The 19,363-nt window shown below is 40.9% G+C and carries 15 protein-coding genes; all 15 read right to left on the minus strand.

Features of this window, described 5'->3' with window-relative positions:
• Positions 1–25: 25 nt before the first annotated feature.
• On the minus strand, positions 26–835 hold the full coding sequence (pgeF, locus tag O2S85_RS10770) for a peptidoglycan editing factor PgeF (RefSeq protein WP_269409344.1): 810 nt from the start codon (positions 833–835) through the stop codon (positions 26–28).
• A 43-nt stretch (positions 836–878) separates the two neighbouring features.
• A complete protein-coding gene (locus O2S85_RS10775; protein ID WP_269409345.1) occupies positions 879–1,157 on the minus strand; it encodes a YlmC/YmxH family sporulation protein in 279 nt (92 codons plus the stop codon).
• 112 nt (positions 1,158–1,269) lie between these two features.
• Positions 1,270–2,049: an RNA polymerase sporulation sigma factor SigG gene (sigG, locus tag O2S85_RS10780; RefSeq protein ID WP_269409346.1), complete on the minus strand. Its 780-nt coding sequence runs from the start codon at positions 2,047–2,049 to the stop codon at positions 1,270–1,272.
• A gap of 125 nt (positions 2,050–2,174) precedes the next feature.
• A complete protein-coding gene (sigE, locus tag O2S85_RS10785) occupies positions 2,175–2,894 on the minus strand; it encodes an RNA polymerase sporulation sigma factor SigE (protein WP_269409347.1) in 720 nt (239 codons plus the stop codon).
• 147 nt (positions 2,895–3,041) lie between these two features.
• Positions 3,042–3,962 (minus strand): sigma-E processing peptidase SpoIIGA, encoded by a 921-nt coding sequence (gene spoIIGA, locus O2S85_RS10790; RefSeq protein WP_269409348.1) that lies wholly within the window; start codon positions 3,960–3,962, stop codon positions 3,042–3,044.
• Between the two features lie 273 nt (positions 3,963–4,235).
• Positions 4,236–5,396: a cell division protein FtsZ gene (ftsZ, locus tag O2S85_RS10795; protein ID WP_269409349.1), complete on the minus strand. Its 1,161-nt coding sequence runs from the start codon at positions 5,394–5,396 to the stop codon at positions 4,236–4,238.
• 44 nt (positions 5,397–5,440) lie between these two features.
• Positions 5,441–6,718, minus strand: a complete 1,278-nt coding sequence (ftsA, locus tag O2S85_RS10800; RefSeq protein WP_269409350.1) for a cell division protein FtsA — start codon at positions 6,716–6,718, stop codon at positions 5,441–5,443.
• Between the two features lie 524 nt (positions 6,719–7,242).
• A complete protein-coding gene (locus O2S85_RS10805; RefSeq protein WP_269409351.1) occupies positions 7,243–8,046 on the minus strand; it encodes a cell division protein FtsQ/DivIB in 804 nt (267 codons plus the stop codon).
• A 361-nt stretch (positions 8,047–8,407) separates the two neighbouring features.
• Positions 8,408–9,520, minus strand: a complete 1,113-nt coding sequence (gene spoVE / locus O2S85_RS10810; protein WP_269409352.1) for a stage V sporulation protein E — start codon at positions 9,518–9,520, stop codon at positions 8,408–8,410.
• A 121-nt stretch (positions 9,521–9,641) separates the two neighbouring features.
• Positions 9,642–10,988, minus strand: coding sequence for a UDP-N-acetylmuramoyl-L-alanine--D-glutamate ligase (gene murD, locus O2S85_RS10815; protein ID WP_269409353.1), 1,347 nt, complete (start codon positions 10,986–10,988; stop codon positions 9,642–9,644).
• Complete coding sequence (mraY, locus tag O2S85_RS10820; protein ID WP_269409354.1) at positions 10,985–11,968, minus strand: phospho-N-acetylmuramoyl-pentapeptide-transferase; 984 nt, start codon at positions 11,966–11,968, stop codon at positions 10,985–10,987. The genes murD and mraY overlap by 4 nt, the downstream gene beginning before the upstream one ends.
• 32 nt (positions 11,969–12,000) lie before the next feature.
• Positions 12,001–13,365, minus strand: coding sequence for a UDP-N-acetylmuramoyl-tripeptide--D-alanyl-D-alanine ligase (locus O2S85_RS10825; protein ID WP_269409355.1), 1,365 nt, complete (start codon positions 13,363–13,365; stop codon positions 12,001–12,003).
• A 3-nt stretch (positions 13,366–13,368) separates the two neighbouring features.
• Positions 13,369–14,835, minus strand: coding sequence for a UDP-N-acetylmuramoyl-L-alanyl-D-glutamate--2,6-diaminopimelate ligase (locus O2S85_RS10830; protein ID WP_269409356.1), 1,467 nt, complete (start codon positions 14,833–14,835; stop codon positions 13,369–13,371).
• 208 nt (positions 14,836–15,043) lie between these two features.
• Positions 15,044–16,987 (minus strand): stage V sporulation protein D, encoded by a 1,944-nt coding sequence (locus O2S85_RS10835; RefSeq protein ID WP_269409357.1) that lies wholly within the window; start codon positions 16,985–16,987, stop codon positions 15,044–15,046.
• Positions 16,988–17,091: 104 nt separating this feature from the next.
• Positions 17,092–19,290: a penicillin-binding protein gene (locus tag O2S85_RS10840; RefSeq protein WP_269409358.1), complete on the minus strand. Its 2,199-nt coding sequence runs from the start codon at positions 19,288–19,290 to the stop codon at positions 17,092–17,094.
• Between the last annotated feature and the right edge of the window lie 73 nt (positions 19,291–19,363).

Genomic DNA, 19,363 nt, shown 5'->3' on the forward strand with positions numbered 1-19,363 from the left:
GTTCTCTCCTCTCTTTGCACACCGGTTAAGGAATATAGCCAATAAACCCTAACATTCTGCCTGTCTTACCATGATCTCGCCGGTGTGAAAAAAATAATGACTCATCACGAAAAGTGCAATAATTTGTTATACCTATATTATGACGGAAAACCCCACATTGTAAAAGGATTTCTTTGTTTAATTGTTTTAGATCCAGCAAATAGCGATGATTAGCAAGTTTTTTAACCGTATGCTTCTGCAATTGTGTTGGTATCGACTGAATCACACGTTGATCGACCTCATAATTTGCTTGTGATATACAAGGTCCAATGATGACATTTAGATGACGTACATCGCTGCCAGTATGTTGCAGTTGTTTAACCATTTTTTCCGCCATTCGATTAACGGTGCCCTTCCAACCAGCATGAGCAATCCCAATGTAACCTGTTGTTTGATCAAAGAAAAATAATGGCACACAATCAGCGAAGAAGGCGGTACACAATATACCAGGTTTATTTGTAATTATACCATCAACCCCAGCCAAAGAATCCTCAAGGGAAACGGAACCTTTTCCTTTGTCATCGTCTGTGACAGTAATGATTTCGGTTGCGTGAACCTGCTCTGCTCCTACCCAATCCTGAAGCGGAAAACCAAGCATTTGTGCCAGTCGTTTTCGATTGTTTAGCACATCCTGTTTATCGTCTTGCACATGTAATCCATGATTAAATGACGAAAAAGGCTGCTTGCTGACACCACCGTTTCTTGTGGTGAATCCAGCGCACAGCTTCGGATTGATTTGTTTCCATGTATCGATAAGTAGAATAGAATCTGTATGCTGATTAAACGGTTCTGCCATAAAAATCCCCTCCAGTTTATACCTATTCTATTCTACCATAGTTTTAGCGCTTTTCCATGTCATCCCGATCCGGATATAAGGATGGTGACTCTACATTCTTCACCAGAATTACATCCGCTCCGATTGTTGCTATTTGGCTCCAATAAATAATCAACTCATCTGCTTTTCCAAAAAATCCACTCTGCTTTTCTTTTATAGGCACAATTAATGCGGTAATTTTACCAGTCGCGCCATCGATCTCCAAATCCGTGAAATGACCCAACTTCGCCCCGTCACTAATACTAATAATTTCCTTTAACTGTAACTGCGATAATGTTACCATATTCCTCACCCACCTTACTACATCTATATGCAGGGATATGTAACTTTCATGTACAAAAATAAGCCGTATCACATTTGTGATACGGCTTATTTACGGGTAACTTTTACCACTACTATTCAAACATCTCTTTATTCATTTGATCAATTGCGGCTTTTTCCAGGCGCGAGACTTGTGCCTGGGAAATCCCAATTTCATCTGCAACTTCCATTTGTGTCTTCCCTTGAAAAAATCGTTTGTTCAAAATCATTTTCTCTCGTGCATTTAATTGAACCATACCCTCTTTCAAGCTTAATTTGTCCACCCATGTATCATCTTTATCCTTGTCATCACTAATCTGATCCATGACAAAAATCGGATCGCCGCCATCATTGTAAATCGGCTCAAATAATGATACTGGATCCTGAATCGCATCCATGGCAAAAACGATATCGGAATGGGGAACTCCCATTTCCTCGGCAATTTCCATTGGTGTTGGTTCTTTAGAGGTCTTATTTATTAGTTTTTCTCTTACTTGCAAGGCTTTATATGCGATATCACGCAATGATCTTGATACGCGAATGGGATTATTGTCCCTTAAATATCGTCTGATTTCACCGATAATCATTGGTACTGCATACGTAGAAAACTTAACATTATGTCCTAAATCAAAATTATCAATTGATTTCATGAGTCCAATACAGCCCACTTGAAATAAGTCATCCACGTACTCACCACGATTATTAAATCGCTGAATCACACTTAAGACCAACCGTAAATTTCCATTGACCAATTCTTCTCTGGCAGAAATGTCTCCTTCTTGCATTTTGATGAATAATTTCTTCATTTCCTCGTTCTTTAATACAGGTAATTTTGATGTATCAACACCACATATCTCTACTTTATGTCTGGCCATGATGGTCCTACCCTCCCGTTGGAGATGCTGTTCATGGACAGTATCTCCGCGGGGAAAGTTTTTTATGCAGTCTGATTCGGGTTACAATCGGATGAAAATCGGTGCTTCCCTACTAAAAATAAGGGCTAAACCATTTTATTAAATTCTTTTTTTAGGCGTCTGATTATTTTCTTCTCCAACCTGGAAATATATGATTGAGATATACCGAGCATATCTGCAACATCTTTTTGCGTTTTTTCTTCTTCGCCAACAAGCCCAAAACGAAGCTCCATAATCTGTTTTTCCCGATCATTTAATTGGGAAAGGGCATTTTTTAATAAATGTTTATCTACATTAGATTCCAGGTTTCTGGTAATAATATCATCATCCGTTCCCAATACATCGGATAACAATAATTCATTTCCATCCCAATCAATGTTTAACGGCTCATCAAATGAAATTTCTGATTTCAATTTATTATTTCTGCGTAAATACATCAAAATTTCGTTTTCAATACAACGCGAGGCATAGGTTGCCAGCTTTATTTTCTTTTCCGGATTAAATGTATTGACTGCTTTAATCAGTCCAATGGTGCCAATACTAATCAAATCCTCAATATTAATACCTGTATTTTCAAATTTACGGGCTATGTACACAACCAGCCGCAAATTTCGCTCAATTAACATGGCACGGGCTGCTTTATCTCCTTTTGGCAAGCGCTGGAGTAATTCCTGTTCTTCCGTTTTGGATAATGGCGGCGGTAAAGCTTCACTCCCCCCAATATAATAAATTTCGTCTGATTTTATTCCCAATTTCATGAGCGTATTGTACCACCACAAACGCATCCTCAATTTCCATTTACGCAAAACAATCTCCCCTTTTTGATGTCTTTATGAAATTTATGGCTATAGAAATCCTCTAACTGGAATGGCCATGTCCGGCTCCAGGTCAAAGTGCCAGTCAACCACCATCACCTCCAAATACTACTGACCAGGTGCTTTACGCCTTTGTTTTTAAGCCGGATGTACTGCAGCCAATTTGATGATTTGTGGATGGAGTAAACAATGATAACTGTCATCATCCGTTAACGAGGCAAATTGAATGCCTATTAATGCTTTGCTTGTGATAATTTTCCCTTTATCATAATAAACTGTAATATTATCAGGCTTAATGGTTAACATGAATAGCCTTTTTCCGTCGACACCCTGGAATGGGACCAATTGAATTCGGTTCTGCCATTGATCCGGTATACAATCAAAATCCAGCTCTTCTTGGGCACTTTTTAGCAGTTCCCATTCATCTTCGGAAAACCAGTTCATTAAAAATTGCTTATCACAGATAATTACCGGTTTTTTTGTCAGTGGATCAACCAATTGGTTCCCGCTGTCAATATACCCCGTTGTCGAATGACTCACTTGATTAAGCTCGATAGTAACAGAATATAGCTGGTCGTAGCGGATTTTTTCGGTAGCGTGCTTGTCCATACGGTTTTTCGTAAACCACCAAATAATCGGAAATCCAATAACTATAAAAATCCAGCTAGTGGGATCACCATAGCCTTTATTGAAAGTAAGCACCCCATTGGCCGAGAACCCAATTGGATTTTGCAGCAAAAAATGTACAGCTATCAGACCACCTCCAATTGAAAATGTAGTAAAGTAGAATAATAGCAGCATTTTTAAAAAGCGACGAATCGAATAAAAACGGAAAGAGCATAAAATAATCACCAAAGAATAACAGATTTTCCCTAAAACGGTAGTAAAAAAAGAGTCCGGGTAATACAATGAGATAGGCACAATGATTGATGCCACAAATGCACCAAACATGATTCTGATTTTTCCCGAGCTATCTTTGGCTAAAATCTGTGTGAGCATTAGCAGCATCATGTCTAATAGAAAGTTCAATAACCAGACAGCATCAAGATAAACAGTCACACCGCTCTTCCTTTCTGCGCATGAGAACGATCTTCCAGCCTCCATCAAAGTCTGAAACAAATGCGTTAAAGGTAGTATAGCGGATGTGTAAGGCAAAGTCTGTCACTTCTTGTCCGCAAAGTTGCGCTAATTTCAACGAGTTATCAGGGAGTTTGTCGGCTAAATATGGATAGGAATGTAATGGGGATGTCAGAAACACAATTATCGGTTCTTGAACAAAAAAACTAAAATAAAAAGCAAGCGGAATGATTTTTAATCCGCTTGCTTTTACTATTATCGTCTTCTATTCCGGTTCCGTAAGAAGGCTGGAATATCCAGTGTATCCTCTTCTGGTTGTTGTTGCTTGGGCGGCTGTTGATTTTCTGTGTAATTTCGGGTGTTTCTTGTTTCCCGATACGGTATATCGTCATTGAATGTTGTAGCCGCATGTTGTTTATTGCTCGGCATTGACCGGCTTTTCGGCTTATGATCAGCATTTTGGTTCTCATCAAATCCAGTAGCAATAACCGTGACAATGATTTCGTCTTTCAGGCTTTCATTAATCACCGAGCCAAAGATCACATTTACTTCCTTATCTGCTGCCGATGTGACAAGGTCAGCCGATTCCTGTACTTCATAAAGGCTGAGATTTGCTCCACCCGTGATATTCATTAAAATGCCATGCGCCCCATCGATTGATGTTTCCAATAAAGGTGAGGAAATGGCTTTTTTGGCTGCTTCTGTTGCCCGATTTTCACCGGTTGCAATACCAATTCCCATTAGTGCAGAACCTTTGTCAAACATAATGGTTTTGACATCGGCAAAGTCGACATTAATAAGTCCAGGCTTGGCAATCAAATCGGATATGCCTTGTACCCCTTGACGCAATACGTTATCTGCTTCACGGAATGCTTCCAACATCGGGGTGTTTTTATCAACAATCTCCAGCAAGCGATCATTTGGAATAACAATTAGTGTATCGACACAGCTTTTTAATGTGTCAATTCCGGAGATAGCCTGGGTCGCCCTTCTTCTGCCTTCAAATGTAAATGGCCGTGTTACAACGCCAACGGTGAGCGCACCCAGATCTTTGGCAATTTGTGCGATGGTAGGTGCAGCACCAGTACCGGTTCCTCCACCCATTCCAGCTGTGACAAAGATCATATCGGCACCTTGTAGTACCTCTTCTATTTGCTCTTTACTTTCTTCCGCAGCTTTTTTACCGACTTCGGGATTGGCACCTGCTCCCAAACCACGGGTCAGCTTTTCGCCAATTTGCAGTTTCACTTCTGCTTTCGATAGATCCAGTGCTTGGGAATCCGTGTTGACAGCAATAAATTCAACACCTTCTACACCATGCTCAATCATGCGGTTAACGGCATTATTTCCGCCACCGCCAACACCGATTACTTTTATGGTTGCCAATTTATCCATATTTGTGTCAAACTCCAACATATACGTTCCTCCTAAAATAAGCAAAATTACTAGAGTACAAGAATTTAATCAAAAAAGTACTTAAACAAATTCGAAATTCCGGATTCTTTCTTCTTTTTCTTTTCTGTTTTTTCTGCTGGTTTTGCTGTTTTCTTGGGTCGCGGTTTTTCCTCATACGAATTGACAACAGAAGGAAAAAGATCTTTTCCTTGTATTTTCGCATTACGATAAGCAAATTGCAAGATTCCTACCCCAGCAGTAAACTGTGGTTCCCTGACGCCAATGTAATCCGGCAGGGACATCCTGACATTTGCCCGAAATAAATCCTGGGCAAGCTCAAGTACCCCAGGCATTTTCATGGTACCACCTGTCAGAACATATCCTCCTGGTAAATCATGACATCCCATCCGTCTGATTTCCCGTTCGACATACGCATAAATTTCTTCGAGTCTAGCTTCAATCATATCAGCAATCTGCAATTGATTGAAGGTTTGCGACTGGTTACTGCCAATGGTGGATACACTGAATGTTTCATCCTCATGTGCATCGTCGAAAAAAGCATGTCCATAATTCAGCTTGACATCCTCCGCTTCTTCGGTTGATGTTCTAAGACCCATGGACAAATCCTTTGTGATATTATCACCACCAAGTGGAATAACGCTTGTTGACACCAAATGATCATGCTGAAAAACCGATACGGTTGTACATCCCCCTCCAACATCAATTAGTGCAACACCGAGGTTCTTCTCATCCCTGGATAATGCAATCGACCCCGCAGCCAATGGTTGCAGGCAAATATCGGATACCTGTAATCCCGACCGTTCCACACACTTTAAAATATTATGTAAAACTGTTTTGGAACAGGTAATAATTGTTCCTTCCATTTCCAGACGAACACCAATCATCCCGCGCGGATCAGTTATTTCATCCAAACCATCAACAATAAACTGCTTCGGAATAACATCGATAATTTCACGTTCTGGAGGAATCGAGACAACCTGTGCCCCGTCAATCACCCGGGTAATATCCTCATCACCGATTTCCCTGTTTGCACTTTGAACAGCCACGACCCCATGACAGGGCTGCAATTCAACGTGGTTGCCGTTAATCCCGACTACAACACTGTCAATCTGCATGCCAACCATTCGTTCCGCCTGCTCTACTGCATTACGGATCGAATGAACGGTCTGATCAATATCGACAATGGCTCCTTTTTTCATGCCATTTGATTTCGCAGATCCTACACCAATAATATTTAATGAATCATTTAAAACTTCTCCAATTATCACCTTAATTTTTGATGTACCTACGTCCAAACTTACTAGTATTTCACTGTTGTCCAATGAAAGGCACCTCCTGATTCAGCATCTGATAAATAGACAATCAGATGTTAACACCTGTAATATGATCTATTCTATCATTATAAAGGATTATTCCTTGAGAATGTACTAAAATAACAGATATAAAAGTAATTCTACAAAAAAGCCGTATATCCCTTTTAATTTCACCTACTTTTTCAGTACAAATCTGGGAAATTAGACGGGTAATGATGTAACGGATCAAAAGCCTATATTAAATACTTCGGAAACCATACGCTGTATATGGCTTTCGAAACGGGTCTCTTGCTAAATTTATCACACCAAATACAACTTTTTAAAGGATGTTCAAAAAGTCCGGTAAAAAATGACGCTTCGAATTTCTTCGTTGGCTTGTTTCTCCGCTGCTCATGTATCTAACTGCATACATTCCGCTGCTCGAAACTGCGCCGCCTAGAACTTCTCGGTCCTTTTTATCCTCCTTTTAAACACACGCTTTTAGCATTTGGATGGATTACAATAACAATGGACTTTCAATAGTAAACATTTTCTTATTCTTCTCCTTCCATTTCATCCTGTTCATCTTGATTTTCCTTCTCTTTCTCCTTCTTATCAAAGGATTCAAAATAAGCCCCTACGCCAATATGAATAATCCCCTTGCTGTCCGGCTCAAGCTGGGAAACGATGGAAGGATAAACCTTCATCTTTTCAGCAAACTCCCGGATCGTCCCATCCACCAGATAACCATCATTCATATACAATAAAATTTTATATTTATTATCGTTTGTTGGCCGCCAGTGAATTTCCGATATCTGATTCAAAATACTTTTCGGTAGTGAATGTAACTGATCCGTCATTTTATGTAAAATAGACTCATTTGAAAAATCCATTAACAATGGGGCATCCCCGTTTATGGTTTTCTGTTTGGATGACTTTAAGACTTGTCCATTGTTCAGAATTGGATAGTAAGCGTCATCTTGTTTGACATAACCAACCCGATCATACTCTGTTACATGAATAGCGACTTTTCTTGGCAGCTGCTTTTTTAATTCGACTGATTTGACGGCTGGATTTTCTGTTAGTGCTTTTTTAACTTTACTTTCATTAATTGTCCAAATATTCGTCTTTCTGGTTATGTTGCTTTTCTTGAGAATCTGCTCATCTGATACAAAGCCGTTTCCTGTAATATCCACCGTTTTTACGCGGCTAAGCGGTGATTGTATATAGACAATCAGCAAAATGAGCAAGAAAAAAATAGAAAAATAGAATATAAATCTTCTATTCGCCTTCTTTTTTCGAGCTTGTTTCAATTTTGGGATTCTATCTTCAATCGAAACAATGTTCTTTTTACCCATTCGATTCTTCCTTTGTACAAAATTAACGGCATGCGTCTATGCCGTTTTCGATGTACAAAAATTATATCATAAATTACCGGTTAACATGTAGTGTTTCTATAATTTACAAAAAAATGCCTCCGTTTGGGAAGCATTTTTAAGAGAAAAGGTATAAAGTGAAACTTCATTTAGTGGGGTTTCCTTTCCTCCCCCACTAAATGTTAGTTGAACAGAATCAGGAATTTACGGGCTGTTTATCCCCCACCTTCTAAGTTTTTAGTTACTCTCACTTATAGAGGTGGGGGTATTACAGCCCGTTAATGCGTGATAAAAATTTGTGCCCTGCTGCTTGTTTGTGAGCTACAGCACCTTTAGACTTTTCCTAAATAGAGGAATACCTGCTTATATTTAACAAGATCCCTACCGAACAAAGGGTTAAGGTTAACGATGATCCGCCATAACTTAAAAATGGCAGTGTAATACCAGTTACAGGAATCAACCCGATAACGACACTAATGTTAATCATCACTTGGATCACTAACATGGACACGATACCCAAGGCCAAAAACCGTCCAAATGGATCAGGCGCTGCCAAAGCAACTTTAATCCCGCGCCAAAACAACAAACCAAACAAGACAATCAACAAAGCACCACCAATAAAGCCCAGCTCCTCACCCAAAATGGCGAAGATAAAGTCGGTTTGCGGTTCAGGCAAATAAAAATACTTTTGAATACTATTGCCCAGCCCCAAACCCATTAATCCCCCCGGTCCAATGGCATATAAAGACTGGATGATCTGAAACCCGTCACCAAGCGGGTCTTCCCATGGGTTTAAAAAAGCTGTAATCCGGCTGATTCGATACGGTGCCGAAATAATTAACAATACAAAGCCAACAATCCCCAAAAAACCTAACCCCACGAAATGCGAGATTTTGGCTCCGGCAGTAAAAATCAAAATCATACAAGTTAATACAAGCACGATTCCTGTGCCCAGATCGGGTTGCAGCATAATCAGGCCAAATGCAGTAAACACCAGCAATAACGATGGGAAAAAGCCTTTTTTAAATGAAGTAATATATTTTTGATTGGTTGTTAAGTAGACGGATAGAAAAATAATCAACCCTAGTTTCATAAACTCTGATGGTTGCACACTGAAGGCCCCGACACCAATCCAGCTTTGGGCACCACCGCGTACCATTCCGACACCGGGAATTAACACAAGCAAAAGTAATCCAAAACACCCGAACAATATTGGCTTTGCATACCGTTGCCACGTCCCATATGGAATGGCCATGATAAAAAACATGGCAACAACGCCAACTCCGGTAAACAATATTTGCCGCTTCAAATAAAAGAAACTGTCCCCATATTTATAATCTGCCCAAATATATGAGGAGCTGTATACCATCACAATACCGACAATTAATAATGCAAAAATTACCCCAAGCAACGTATAATCCGGTGCATTTTGCTGTTTAAATAATTTCCGTAACAAATAAAACACCCCATATCCAGTTTCCGGAATTGGGGCATTATCTCAGGTTCACATGGTATGTATGACAAGCCGGATAGCTCGTCCTTTCGTTTTCCAAGTGACAATCGTTTGAAACAAGCCCCTATACTAGTGTATGCACGGCTTGCACAAACATGTCACCCCTTTCTTCAAACGTTTGGTATTGATCCCAACTGGCACAGGCTGGCGATAGCAAAATCACATCACCTGCATCCGACTTGGCGTATGCAGTCTTTGCTGCCATTGCGACATCCTCTACAAGAACAGCATCAATTCCCGCCTGATCAGCAAGTTTTTTTAATTTTTCTTTTGTCTCACCAAACAATACCATTAATTTCACATTGGCAAGATAAGGGAGTAAATCAGCAAACCCATTACCCCGATCAAGTCCTCCCGCCAATAAGATCGTTGGCTTATCAAAGGAAGACAAAGCTTTTTGGGTTGCCAAAACATTTGTTGCCTTGGAATCATTGTAAAATATCCGGCTGTTAATCGTCTCAACATACTGCAGGCGATGTCTGACACCGGTAAAAGTCATTAAAACTTGACGAATTGCCTCATTGTTTGCTCCACTTAATTTAGCGGCTGCCACTGCTGCCAATATATTCTCCAGATTATGTTCACCAACGAGCACAATCTCCTGTTTATCAATGATCTTCTCATTTTTAAAATAAACACTTGAATCATCTGCCCAAGCACCATTTCTTAATTCCCTATTCACTGAAAATGGAATCTTGGTTGATTTTGCGCCCCCGACAGCATCCACAACCGTCTCTTGTTCCGCATTATAAATAAGATAATCGGCGGCTGTCTGGTTTTTAAAAATATTGCATTTTGCCGCTTTATAGTTCGCAAATGTCCCATGATAATCAAGGTGGGCAGCGAAAATATTTAATAGAACGGCAATCTTTGGCTTAAAATTCCTGATACCCATTAATTGAAACGATGATAATTCCAGGACCATTTTTTCCTCCGGTTTCAATGTGCTGGCAACATCGGTCGCTACTGTCCCGATATTGCCGGCGAGTTGTACCGGCTCCTTGCTTGCTTTGAGCATTTGGGCTGTAAGCATCGTTGTTGTCGTCTTCCCGTTTGAACCAGTAATCCCGATAATCGATCCTTCCACCATGTTTCCGGCAAGTTCAATCTCAGTAATAACCGGAATATGTCGCTTTTGTGCCTCCTGGACAATTGGGTTGTTATATGGAATGCCAGGATTTTTGACTACCATCTCCATCCCATCCAACACAGTCAGCGGATGTGAACCAGTAATCACTTCCGCACCGAGTTCCTGTAACATCTGTACATTTGCATCATTTGCCGGTGCTTCCTTATCGTTTACCCGTACAGAGATGTGGTTTTCCAGTAATAATTTTGCTGCTGCAGTTCCACTTTTCGCCAGTCCCAGAACAAGAACACACGAATAGGGAAAGTCTGTTAATTTATTCAAGTTAAGCCCACCTTAATATAGATGCCAAGCGCACCAAAGATAAGTCCAATTAGCCAAAAGGTTGTCACAACGCGCCATTCCGACCAGCCCAGAAGTTCGTAGTGATGGTGTAATGGACTCATTTTGAATACCCTTTTTCCTGTTGTTTTAAACGAAATCACCTGGATAATGACTGACAATGTTTCGATGACAAATACACCGCCAATGATCACTAGAATGATTTCCAGCTTTGTTAAAATGGCTATAGCAGCAATCGCTCCACCCAGCGCCAATGAGCCTGTATCACCCATAAATACTTTGGCAGGGTGGGCATTGACCAGCAGAAAACCAAGCAGTGCTCCAACTACCGCCAATGAAAAGATAATAACCTCGTGCTGGGAAAAATCATACCAGGCAATAACCCCAAATGCACCAAAGGCAATAGCTGCTGTTCCTGACAGCAGTCCGTCCAAACCATCGGTCAAGTTGACAGCATTAGACGATCCGACCAGCATAACAATAATAAGGATTGCATACCCCCATCCAAGCTCAAATTGGATGGTTGTACCTGGAATTTGAATATATGTCGGAAAATCATTTGCCTGTAAAATAAAATAAAAAACAAGTGCAATGACAATTTGACCAAGCATCTTCTGCTTTGAGGTCAATCCCAAATTACGCTTCTTGACAACTTTAATAAAATCATCCAAAAATCCTAATAAACCATATCCTAACATAACAAAGATCAACAGCCAAAGCTGATAACTGATCGGGCTATGCATCTTGCCTGCCATAATCAAGGATGTCACGATCGTACTTATAACAATCATGATTCCTCCCATGGTTGGTGTCCCCGTTTTTTTCTGGTGTGATTGTGGTCCTTCTTCACGAATACTTTGCCCAAACTTCAACCTTCTTAAAAAGGGAATGAAGATAGGAGATAAAAGGAAGGTTATTAGAAATGCTATTGCAATTGTAATAAGTAATATAAAAATATTCACTGCTTTTTCTCCTCTCGCAAAATCACCTGTGTTTATTGGTGGATTATTGCATTTACAAACGATTCAAACTGCATCCCGCGTGAGGCTTTAAACAGAATAAGCGTATCTTTTTTCAGATACGGACTAAGTACCTCCAATAATGCCCCACGTTCGGTAAAATGATGGCAGATTACTTGGTTATGTTGCTCGCTTACCTGTTTGGTAATTTCCTGTGCATGATCACCAAATGTTAAAACCGCGGTAATCGAGTCGTCGATCACATCTGCAACGGACTGATGTAATGTTTTGGCAAAACCGCCCAGTTCAAATATATCGCCAAGCACCAGTACCTTCTCCCTAAAACCGCTCATTTGCCTGACAACTTCAATTGCCGCTTTCATCGATGTTGGTGACGCGTTGTAGGCATCATTGATAACCGATACACCATTTTTCCCTGTTAACATTTCAAAACGCATAGCTGTTAATTCCAGTGTTTGCAATGCCTGTTTTATTACTGGTACTGGAATTCCGGCGTGTTTCCCCAACATGATCGCATATGTTGCATTTTTAGCATGATGTTCACCAAGCAGGGAAATGGCGTATTCATTCCCGTCAGATAAGGTGAATGTTGTTTCATCATGGGACACTGCCACATTTTTAATGATCATCATATTGTTATCCTTAAATCCACATGTGGTCACATGATCATGATGATGCTTAGATGCAAGCAATGGCTCGTCGCCATCAATAATAAGCTCACCATTTGGCTTTAATCCATGAGTAATTTCCATTTTTGCTTTGGCAATTCCTTCCCGTGACCCAAGATATTCGATATGTGATTCACCAATATTGGTAATAACCGCATAATCCGGTTTGGCCAGATTGGAAAGTTGTTCTATTTCCCCAAAATGATTCATACCCATTTCAAGTATAAGCATTTGTGTTTCAGATGGCATGGAAAGAATCGTCAATGGCACGCCAATATGGTTATTCAGGTTTCCCTTTGTGTAATGGGTGCGATAAGTAGATTTCATCACAGCTGCAACCAGATCCTTAGTAGTTGTTTTACCATTGGATCCAGTAATCGCGATAACAGTCGGATCGATTTTTTCCCGGTATGCAGCCGCCAATTGCTGTAATGCGACCAACGTATCTTCAACGAAAAAAACTGGAAAATCAGCTGGCAAAAAATCAGGCAGCGGCCGGTCCTTGCGCCAGAAAACCGCTACGGCCCCATTGTCTAATGCTTGTTTAACATAATCGTGTCCATCAAACTTGTCACCGGTCAGGGGAACAAACAAGGATTTTTTCATTTGCTGGCGACTATCTGTTGTAACATGTTCAATGGCAATTTTTTTGGTTACTTCCCCCTTAAAATCGGAAAATAATCCGCAAAGCCATTCGGTAGTAAATAACATATCTCAATTCTCCTTAGCTAAAATTGCCTGTTTTGCTACTTGGCGATCATCAAAATCATACTTCACCTGGCCGATTTGCTGATATGTTTCATGACCTTTACCGGCAATCAGTACAATATCACCATTCGTTGCCTGTTCGACAGCATATGTGATCGCCTCTTTCCGGTTCTCAATCACCTTGTATTGACCGGAGTTTAGTCCTGTAGTCATATCAGTTAATATCGCATAAGGATCTTCTGTTCTCGGGTTATCAGAAGTAAAGATGGCACAATCGGCATATTTTACGGCTATACCCGCCATTAATGGGCGTTTTTTCTTATCCCGGTCACCACCGCAGCCAACGACTACATATATTTTACCTTTCGCAAATCCTTTGATCGTCTGTAATACATTCTCCAACGAATCCGGTGTGTGGGCGTAATCAACCAGGGTTGCAAATGATTGACCGGCAATAACAGGTTCAAACCGCCCGCTGACCCCGGTAATGGCCTCAAGCGCAGATTTAATAACGGTCAATGGTACGTTTTCAACTATTGCAACCGAACTAGCCGCCAGCATATTATATATGTTAAACATACCAATCAGGTGACTCGTAATCGCAACATCACCAACCGGCGTTTTTAAAGTAAATGTTGTTTGTGTTGCGTCCAAATGAATATCCTCTGCGCGTACTTGTGCTGCATTTTTACAACCATATGTAATAATTGGTTGTGCCGTACTGCGTTTTAATACATCACTTGCTGGATCATCTACATTGATCACGGCAAACTTATTTCCTTTATTATAGCTATTTCCCAATTGGGCAAACAACAGACTTTTTGCCCGTAAATAATCTTCCATGGATTTGTGGTAGTCCAAATGGTCCTGGGATAAGTTTGTAAATATCGCTACATCAAAATCACAGCCATGCACACGTCCCTGATCCAAGGCATGGGAAGAAACCTCCATGATGGCTGTTTCCACCTGCTTCGTTGCCATTTGTCCAAACATCTTCTGTAAAAACAATGCGTCTGGCGTGGTGTTTTTCACCGGATAGACTTCTTCGCCGATCTTCATTTGAATCGTACCGATGACCCCGGTTTTCCTGTTAAACCGATTAAATATCGCCTCCAGCAAATAAGTGACCGTGGTTTTACCATTTGTTCCAGTAACACCGATTAGCGGGAATTTGCTGGTTGGATAATCGTAAAATTTGACTGCCAGCATTGCCAAAGCCTTTGTTGTATTTGCACACGTTATAACTGGTACCGATACTTGTAATTTCTTTTCTGCCAGGATAGCGACCGCCCCGTTTGCAATTGCCTGGTCGGCAAAATCATGACCGTCGACGGTATAACCTTTGATGCAAACAAAGAGATCACCTGGCTTCACTTCACGAGAATCCATTTCTATGCCATTGATTTCAATAGAATCGATTGTTTCGCTTGTTGCGTAAAATGGTAGTACGGCAAGCATTTTGTTTAATTTCATCGTAAACATCCTCACTGATTGAAGTATACCAACTATATGTATTCTGGAAAGTGTACAATTTTAAGAGGGTGAACCCACCCCCTTTTATAATTTACCTAAAAGTTTATTGCGCACTTTCATATGATGATTATCATTTAGCTAAAATCCATGTGCCCCTATACGGGTGCTTCCATCTTTGATAGTCTGGCTGATACCATTATAGCAAAATTTATTCTCCTGCACGATCTTTTTTGTCGGATAGGTATAGTCTGATTTTTGAGCCTTGTTCCAATTTTGTTCCCGGATCTGGTTCCTGATCGATGATATATTCGCCGGATCCGCTTGTTTCAACGGACAAATCGGTCTGATATTCCATTAGTTTGTGTTTGTCCATACCAATTAAATCAGGCACTTCCACTTTCGGCTGTTCTGGCCATACATATTCTTTATCCAATCCGCCCTCTCTTGGTTCGACCCCCATGGCACGTAAGCTATCGCCAATGATCGTTCCTACAATCGGAGCGGCTACTACCCCGCCAAACTGAACGGTACCTTTTGGATTATCAACCGCAACATAGACAACAATTTGCGGATCATCGGCCGGGGCAAATCCGATAAATGAGACAATATAGTTATTCTCCAAATATCCGCCGCCAGGTCCTACTTTTTGTGCTGTTCCAGTCTTGCCGCCGACCCGGTAGCCGTCAATGTATGCCGGTTTACCTGATCCTTTGGCAACAACACTTTCCAAGGCGCGTCGTACTTCTTTTGACGTTTCACCGGAAATGACCCGATCCTTGGTGACCGTTTCTACCTTGTCAACGACTTTTTTCGTTTTCGGATTAACCCATTCACTGGCAATATGCGGCTTGTATAGATAGCCACCATTGATTGCAGCCGAAACAGCCATCACTTGTTGAATTGGTGTCACGGATACACCTTGTCCAAATGCGGTAGTCGCAGCTTCAACCGGACCGATTTTTTCCGGGTTAAACAAAATACCATTTCCTTCCCCTTGCAAATCAATTCCTGTCTTCTTGCCAAACCCGAAATTGTCAATATAAGAGAACAGTTTTTCTTTGCCTAATTTCATGCCTAGACTAACAAACCCGGGGTTACAGGAATTCTGGACAACTTCCAGGTAGGTTTGATGGCCGTGACCACCACTTTTCCAGCAATGTAAGTGTGTTCCTTCAACCGAAATAGAACCATCATCATTAAACGTATCTTTATCCAAATCTACCTTGCCTTCCTCCAGTGCCGAGGCCAAGGTGATAATTTTGAAAGTTGAACCAGGTTCGTACGTCCTCCAAATTGGCAAGTTGCGGTCGAAAATCTCTGAATCTACCTCTTGATAATTTTCCGGGTCAAAATTTGGTCTGGAGCTCATTCCCAAAACACCGCCAGTTTTTGGGTTGACTGCAATCGCCAGTGCCCCATCCGGATTATATTTCTCGACAGCCAAATCAAGTTCCCGTTCCATAATAGTTTGTACTTTGGAATTGATGGTTGTTTTTAAATCCAAGCCATCAACTGGCGAGCGATAAATATCAGCCAGATCAGTTAGTTTTTTTCCTTTGGCATCCGAATAAAAGGATAAACTGCCTTCTTTCCCGCTAAGCATATCATCGTAATAAAGTTCCAGCCCCATTAAGCCCTGATTGTCAATCCCGGTAAAACCAAGTACATGAGATAAAGCATCTCCATTGGGGTAATGACGTTTGGAATCCTTGGCAAGATAAACGCCATCAAGCTGGAGCGTCCGTATTTCCTTTTCCTGTTCTTTGGAGATTTTCCTTCCTTCAGGGTTGATATTTACTTGTGATTTCGCCTGGGTGACATATTCATAAGCTTTATCAACCGACAAGTCCAACACAGCGGCCAATTTCTCCGCTGTTTCTTGTGGGTCTTTCACTTGTCTTGGAACCACAATGACGGAGGGGGCTGAAACATTTTCGGCTAATACATCACCGTTTTGATCAAGTATTTCTCCCCGCTCCGGTTGAAATTTGATATCTCTTGTCCATGAATTATTGGCCTTTGCCATCAACTTGTCGCCAATAATAAATTGTACATAGCCCAGCCGAATGACAATGACAGCTAGTACTAATAATCCACAAAGAAAAACAGTGACTATTCGTTTTCTGACTGTTACAGCAGATACACGTTTCATCTTTCATCCCCTTTTCATAGGCAGGCTTGTATCTACTATATGATTGGAAAAATACGAATAGAACACTGTTTACAGTTTCACACCGGGCACCCGGATATCATAACTTATGAATCATCTTCTTTTTTCTTTTCGCTTTCCTGTTTATTTTTTTCTTTGTTCGGCGTCTCGAAATTGACAGATAGTTTATCGTTTTCTTTTAACGCCTTCCCTTTCTTAATACTCTGATTCACGACATAACCATTGCCAATTGGTTCGACTTTTAAATGAAGCAAATCGGCAAATTGCATAACCTCACGCAATGACCAGCCTGTCATATCGGGCATCGTTGGTTGATCAGTTACCAGTAGAATCCGGTCATCAGGCAGCAATTTATTTCCTTCACTTACGCTTGCCTTAACGATTGTTTTTCCATTACCAATCGTTCTAACATCCAGCCCGGCATCGGTTAATTGTTTTTCAATCACCTTTGTCTTTTTGCCGGCAACATCTGGAACTGTAACCATATTAACCCGTTGATCCACTTCCTTATCTGGGTCAATATTCAAGTAACGTAAACTATTCTTCATGACATTTTTAAAAATAAATGATACTGGTGCTTCACCAGATTCATAGTTTCCATCGATGTTCAGATTTGGTTGTTTTACCGAAACATACATCATCAATTGCGGATCGTCTTTCGGAGCCATTCCTAAAAACGAAAACACATAATTTTCTGCGCCATACATATATCCGCCATTTTTGTTAGGTATTTGCGCCGTACCGGTTTTACCAGCTACAGAATAATCTTTCAACTTATAACTTTTACCTGTGCCATGTTTGTCTGTAACAACGGTCCCAAGTAAATCTCGTACATGATCGGCAGTCTCCTTGGAAATTGGCTGACCAACAACCTCGGGGGATGTTTCTTTCAGTGTATCTCCGGTTTGTGAATCGGTTATTTTGGAAATAACATACGGTTTAACCATTTTTCCATCGTTGGCTATCGCGGATGCTGCCTTCATTTGCTGAATCGGTGTCAATGTTGTCCCTTGTCCAAAGGAAGTAGTGACTTTCTCGATTGGCCAGTCGTATAAAATTTTTCCCGGTACCTCCCCAGGTAAATCAATGTCTGTCTTTTTATCAAGATCAAATGCTTTCAGATAATCCAGATAGCGATCCGGATCCATTTTTTCCCATGCCAATTTTGCCGCACCGACATTGGACGAACGTTGAAATCCTTGGTCGTATGTGATGGTCCCCCACGATTGTTTCCAGTCACGGATGGCCCGGTCCCGTTTACTAACTTTGTACTCACCTGATTCATACGATTCATCCCCGTTATAAACCCCTTCTTCAATCGCTGCTGCCCAGGTAAACATTTTCATTGTTGACCCTGGCTCGAATGGGGTCGAAATGGCATCATTATACCAATTCTTTACATCCGATGGGTTGTTCGGATTATAGCTGGGACGATTACTCATGGCAACAATCTCCCCGGTTTTCGGGTTCATGACAATAGCCGTCATTCGCTTGGGACTATATTTCTTGTCCACTTGGGTCATCACATCTTCCAGCAATGTTTGCACCTTTTGATCAATGGTTAAGTTAACATTATTGCCATCTTCCGGTTCTTTCATTACTTCTTTTGGATCCAGCAATTTAGTATTGTATTTGTCCCGTTGATACGAAATATGCCCTGCTTTTCCACCCAGGATCTTGTTCATTTGTTTTTCGATTCCAGTCATCCCGGTTATTCCGTCATCATTCTTCTTGGCAAGTCCGATAATCTGCGAGGCAAACATACCGTTTGGATAATAGCGCGTTGCTTCTTTATCAAATTTGATTCCAGGCAGATGCAATTTTTCGATTTTGTCCTTTGTCTGTTGTGATAACTGCCTGCCATCTGCACCAAACTCGACTTGGAACAACTTATCATTGTTTAATCCATCCTGCAGACGTTTTAGAAGGGATGTCTCATCTATATCCAATATAGGTGCAAGTTCTTTCGCCGTCTTTTCTGGATCAACCACGTGCATTGGATGGTCAGGATCTTTCGTATACGCCTCATCGACAATAGCATAAACGCGGAATGTTGACCGATCATAGGCAAGCGTCATTCCGTTACTGTCCATTATTTTTCCCCTGTCAGCCGGAATCGTGTATGATGACGTTCGTTTCTGCTCTGCCCATTTTTCCAATGAGACCCCATTAATCTCACCTGATGTCTGAATGTACAAAAATCTTCCGGTTACCACCAGGAAAATCGCAGTAAACAGAAGTATCAGGATTCCAGACATCAAGTGTGTTGTCTTATTCTTTTTCATTCGAAATCCACCTTGTTAGAGGATGTTTTAAAACCCTCATGTCTTCTCAGACACCCTGATAAATGCAAATGGG

Origin of the sequence: Lentibacillus daqui, from assembly GCF_027186265.1 — a bacterium.
Lineage (GTDB): Bacteria > Bacillota > Bacilli > Bacillales > Amphibacillaceae > Lentibacillus_C > Lentibacillus_C daqui.